Here is a 4,991-nt window from a genome sequence, read left to right as displayed (position 1 = left end):
AGTCGGCCATCCGCACCCCGGGAATCTCAACCGGGTATTGCATGGCCAAGAACAGGCCGGCTCGGGCGCGCGCATCGACGCTCATGGTGAGCACCTCGACGCCGTCAAGCAGGACTGTGCCACTCTCGACGTGATACTTGGGATGCCCGGCAATGGAGTACGCGAGCGTTGACTTGCCCGATCCGTTCGGCCCCATGATGGCGTGAATCTCACCCTGCGCGATCGACAGGTTGACCCCGTTCAGGATCCGCTTGGTGCCCTGTTCTGTCTCAACGCTGACGTGGAGATCTTTGACTTCAAGTACTGACATTGTTCTATTTCCTTTAGGGCCGTGACCGTGCCGGGTCAGGAGGCCAGGGTTGAGTTGGCGGGGTCGATGTAGACAACACCTGAGTCGTCGACTACCACGTCGAACACCGGCACCGGCTCGTAAGCCGGGAGGTTGAGGGGTTTGCCGGTGGAGAGCGAGAATTGTGAGCCGTGCGCCCAGCACTCGATTGTCTCATCTTCGACAAATCCTTCGGCCAGCGAGATGTCTCCGTGAGTGCAGGTATCACCGATGGCATGCACGGCACCGCTCGAATCTTTGACCACGACAATGGCGGTGCCATCCAGCACCACACGGAAGGCCTTGTTCTCTTGGAGTTCGGCCGTGGTGCAGACGCGCTCGGCGCTCATGGGATAACCACCCCGGTGAGCGAGAGTTCGGCTTCGATGGCAGAGTGCAGTCGGGCTTCCAGCTCGGGGTTGCCAATCTTCTGGACAATTTCGGAAAGAAAACCGATCACGACGAGGCGACGCGCCTCGGCTTCGGTAATGCCCCGAGCCTGAAGGTAGAAGAGCTGCTCGTCGTCAAAACGACCGGTCGCGCTGGCGTGGCCAGCCCCCAGGATGTCTCCGGTTTCGATCTCCAGGTTTGGGATCGAGTCTGCCCTGGTGCCCTCGGTGAGAACGAGGTTACGGTTCTGTTCGTAGCTGTCTGTGCCGGCAGCATCCGGACCGATAAGCACGTCACCCACCCAGACCGCTCGGGCACCCTTGCCCTGCAGCGCCCCCTTGTAGTTGACGCGGCCTTTGGTGTTCGGGGCAACGTGGTGGAGATAGACCCGTTGCTCGAAATGCTGGCCGGCGTCGGCGAAGTAGAGACCGTAGAGATCGCCGTCCGAACCCTCTCCCGAGAGATGCACCGACGGGTTGAGACGCACCACGGCGCCACTGAGCGAGATGACGATGTGCTTGAGTCGGGCGTCGCGGCCGACGGTCGCGAAATGACTCGAGAGGTGCTGGGCATCATCTGCCCATTCCTGCAGTGACACCACCGTCAGAGTCGCGCCGTCTTCGACCACAACTTCAACGTTCTCGCTGAGGGTTGCAGGACCAGACGATTCGAGGATGACCGTCGCATTGCTATTCGGCTTCGCGATAATGAGCATGTGCGCGGCGCGTGGCGCCGAGCCCAGGCCCGAGCGGGTGAGGGTCACGGTGACGTGTTCTTCCGAGGTAACCGTGATGGCGAGCGCCTCATCGAAGCTCGACCAGGCGTTGGCCGATGCGCGTTCTTCCGGGATGCCGGCGCTTCCGATCCGAGGGTCAGTGCGGTCGATCCACTCGATGACTACTCCGGGCCGCACGTCAGCGACGTAGTCGTAGTGTGCTCCGTTGAGTTCTCCGTCGATGAGCGACCTGACAAGGGAAACCGGCGTGAGCTTCCAGTCGGACTCGAGACCGGTGACCTTCGGAAAGTCGCTGTGCTCGACCGAAGAAAAGCGCGCCGAACGGGTCTGAACCGGAACATACCCGGGTTCACCCCATCCGCCGTCGCTGTGCGCTTTCGCGCCCTGCTGTTCGGGGGTGGTGACGAGTGACACTATCCGACGGACCCTTCCATGCTCATCTCGATGAGCTTATTGAGCTCGAGCGCATATTCCATGGGCAGTTCACGCGCGATCGGCTCGATGAAGCCACGGACGATCATGGCCATCGCCTCATCCTCAGGCATTCCGCGCGACTGCAGGTAGAAGAGCTGTTCCGCGCTGACGCGAGACACGGTCGCCTCGTGCCCCAGCTGTACATCATCCACGCGGATGTCAATGGACGGGTACGTGTCGGACCGTGAGAACGTGTCGACCAGTAGAGCGTCGCAGCGAACCGTATTGGCAGAGTGATGGGCTTTCTCATCCACGCGCACTTCGCCCCGGTACCCGGCTCGACCTCCGCCGCGCGCGATGGACTTCGAGACGATGGATGACGTCGTGTACGGCGCCATGTGAATCATCTTTGCGCCAGCGTCCTGGTGCTGGCCCGGGCCTGCAAACGCGACCGACAGGGTTTCACCCTTGGCGTGCTCCCCCACCAGATAGATCGACGGGTACTTCATCGTCACTTTCGAGCCGATGTTGCCGTCGATCCACTCCATCGTGGCTCCCTCGTGAGCAATAGCGCGCTTCGTCACGAGGTTGTAGACGTTGTTCGACCAGTTCTGGATTGTCGTGTAGCGAACTCGGGCATTCTTTTTGACAATGATTTCCACTACGGCGGAGTGCAGCGAGTCAGACTTGTAGATAGGCGCCGTGCATCCCTCGATGTAGTGCACGTACGAGCCTTCGTCGGCGATGATCAAGGTGCGCTCGAACTGCCCCATGTTTTCCGTGTTGATGCGGAAATAGGCCTGCAGCGGGATTTCAACGTGGACGCCTTTGGGGACGTAGACGAAAGATCCGCCCGACCACACTGCGGTGTTGAGCGCCGCGAACTTATTATCGCCTGCGGGTATGACGGTTCCGAAGTATTCGGCGAAGAATTCGGGATGCTCACGCAGCGCAGTATCGGTATCCATGAAGATGACGCCCTGCGCTTCGAGTTCGGCGTTGATGGAGTGAAACACCACCTCAGACTCGTACTGAGCGGCCACGCCCGAGACAAGCCTCTTTCGCTCTGCCTCGGGAATTCCCAGCTTCTCGTACGTATTGCGGATATCTTCGGGAAGGTCTTCCCAGCTTTGCGCCTGCTTCTCGGTGGAGCGGACGAAGTATTTGATGTTCTCGAAGTCGATCCCGGAAAGGTCAGCGCCCCACGTGGGCATGGGCTTGCGACGGAACAGTTCGAGCCCCTTCAATCGCAGCTTGAGCATCGACTCGGGTTCATTCTTGAGGCGGGAGATGTCGGTGACGACTTCCTCGTTGATTCCGCGGCGCGCAGAGGCTCCTGCCGAGTCGGAGTCTGACCACCCGAACTCGTACTGCCCGAGACCGTTTAGCTCAGGGCGATCAATCAGAACGTCAGTCATTGCTTTCCTCTTTCCTACCGTGGCTAACCGAGGTGGCTGCCGCGGCATTCCTTCGCAATAGTTCCCGCTGTGTGCAGCTCGCTGTGTGCAACTCGCCGTGTGCAGCTCGCTGCGTGTCGCTCATGCTTGCGGATGCTGGTGACGGCAGCATTTCACGGCCTGTCATTTTGAGGGCAGGACGGGGCATGATGGCCCGTCGTCAACATTGACTGATCGGCACGGTCGCGTGCAGAGAACACCCCCAATCTTACAGGGACTGAGCGGTATTGACCGGATATGGCGGCAAACAACCAGACTCCGGGTGCGGGCCACGGCCAGACACACAGCGGAGGCTGCCTAAGATGTCATGGATTGGTTGGAAGGACTGAATTTTCGTGGTGAATCGCATGGTGACCGGACTAATCGACAGATTGCCTACCGGTGTCGATCGGCGTGTGAGAGTGACGGCGTGGCTGTCGCTCGCGTTCCAGTTGGCGTTGATCGGCACGGGCGGTGCAGTTCGGCTGACGGCATCCGGACTGGGGTGCCCAACCTGGCCCCAATGCACCGATGGCTCCTTCGTGAATACGCCCGAGATGGGCATCCACGGGTTCATCGAATTCGGCAACCGGCTGCTGACGTTTGTTCTCGCTGCGATCACCATCGCTGCATTCCTCTCGGTCATTAGATTTCGTCGTCAACGTCGCGATCTGTTCCGCCTCACCCTGCTGCAGGGGCTCAGCATCCCGTTCCAGGCCGTCCTGGGGGGAATCACCGTCCTCACCGGACTCAACCCCTACGTGGTGGGTGCGCATTTTGCGGTGTCGGTCGTGCTCGTGTCCGTGACGTCGACGCTCGTGTGGCGGGTATACAACGGCGCCCGTGGGGGCGAACTGCTGGTGCCGCCCCGGGTGGTCGTGCTGGGGAGACTCACGGCGGCGTCCGTCGCCGTGACCGTCGCGGTCGGCATCCTGACCACCGGCTCCGGGCCCCATGCTGGCGATAATTCGAATCCTGACGAGCCAGCGCCGAGGAATGGCCTCGATCCGGCGTTCCTGCAGCACGTGCACAGCTGGCCCGCGTACGTCACGGTTGGCCTCAGCGTTTTGCTCGCGGTCGTCATTATCCGATTCCCCATCGAGCGACGCTGGATCTTCGCGCTGCTTCTGATCGAGGCCGTGCAGGTCATCGTCGGCGTGGCCCAGGCGAGGCTCGGCCTGCCCGAGGTTCTGGTGGGCATCCACATGATTCTTGCCGGAGCTCTGGCCGCGTCCATGACTGTGGTTCTACTCTCGCTGAGGGCAACCCCAACAGCACCGCCGCCGCACACTGAGGTCGAAGCCGAGCGCGTTTTCGTCTAGAACGGCAGGAGCGGGTCGATGCCTACCGCGACGAATACGAGCGTCAGGTAGCTGATCGAACTGTGAAAGACGCGCATGGGCCGCACCTCGCCATGCCGAATCGCGGTGCTGTAGAGCCGATGCGATTCGATGATGAACCAGGCTCCGCTACCCAGCGCGACGACCGTGTACAGAATGCCCATGCCGCCGATCGGGATCAGCAGCAGTGAGCATGCGACCGTTGCCCATGCATACAGGATCACTTGGAGGCCGACCACGGCGCGACCTCGTACCACGGCGAGCATGGGCACGTTCACGGCCTGGTAGTCGGCACGGTACTTCATCGACAGCGGCCAATAGTGCGGCGGGGTCCAGAGGAACACGAT

6 protein-coding genes are annotated in these 4,991 nt (G+C 61.2%); 1 reads left to right on the top strand and 5 read right to left on the bottom strand.

Going from position 1 to position 4,991, the window contains the following annotated elements:
- The 4 genes from RMN95_RS16015 to sufB form a co-directional block, all read right to left on the bottom strand.
- Nucleotides 1-310: ATP-binding cassette domain-containing protein (locus tag RMN95_RS16015; RefSeq protein ID WP_309617906.1), on the bottom strand; the 310-nt coding region annotated here is incomplete at its 3' end.
- Nucleotides 311-345: 35 nt separating this feature from the next.
- Entirely contained in the window at nucleotides 346-678 is a 333-nt protein-coding gene (locus tag RMN95_RS16010) for a non-heme iron oxygenase ferredoxin subunit (RefSeq protein ID WP_309617905.1), read from the bottom strand.
- Nucleotides 675-1,868 (bottom strand): Fe-S cluster assembly protein SufD, encoded by a 1,194-nt coding sequence (gene sufD / locus RMN95_RS16005; protein ID WP_309617904.1) that lies wholly within the window; start codon nucleotides 1,866-1,868, stop codon nucleotides 675-677. Before sufD ends, RMN95_RS16010 begins: the two co-directional genes overlap by 4 nt.
- The gene (gene sufB / locus RMN95_RS16000) at nucleotides 1,868-3,286 is read right to left on the bottom strand and encodes a Fe-S cluster assembly protein SufB (protein WP_309617903.1); all 1,419 of its coding nucleotides are present in this window, start codon (nucleotides 3,284-3,286) and stop codon (nucleotides 1,868-1,870) included. The genes sufD and sufB overlap by 1 nt, the downstream gene beginning before the upstream one ends.
- Nucleotides 3,287-3,672: 386 nt before the next feature.
- On the opposite strand from sufB, the gene RMN95_RS15995 reads away from it, so the two are divergent.
- Nucleotides 3,673-4,626, top strand: a complete 954-nt coding sequence (locus RMN95_RS15995) for a COX15/CtaA family protein (protein WP_309617902.1) — start codon at nucleotides 3,673-3,675, stop codon at nucleotides 4,624-4,626.
- Here the strand turns inward: RMN95_RS15995 and RMN95_RS15990 are convergent.
- Nucleotides 4,623-4,991 (bottom strand): UbiA family prenyltransferase (locus RMN95_RS15990; RefSeq protein WP_309617901.1); only part of this gene is annotated, 369 nt, incomplete at its 5' end. The two genes, RMN95_RS15995 and RMN95_RS15990, sit on opposite strands and share 4 nt — an antisense overlap.

Source organism: Salinibacterium sp. (genome assembly GCF_031364185.1).
Taxonomy (GTDB): Bacteria; Actinomycetota; Actinomycetes; order Actinomycetales; family Microbacteriaceae; genus Rhodoglobus.
This window is presented reverse-complemented; position numbering and strand designations above follow the sequence as displayed.

Coding starts and splice junctions, on each gene's coding strand:
- RMN95_RS16010 (WP_309617905.1), bottom strand. CDS start 678: ATGAGCGCCGAGCGCGTCTGCACCACGGCCGAACTCCAAGAGAACAAG.
- sufB (WP_309617903.1), bottom strand. CDS start 3,286: ATGACTGACGTTCTGATTGATCGCCCTGAGCTAAACGGTCTCGGGCAG.
- RMN95_RS15995 (WP_309617902.1), top strand. CDS start 3,673: ATGGTGACCGGACTAATCGACAGATTGCCTACCGGTGTCGATCGGCGT.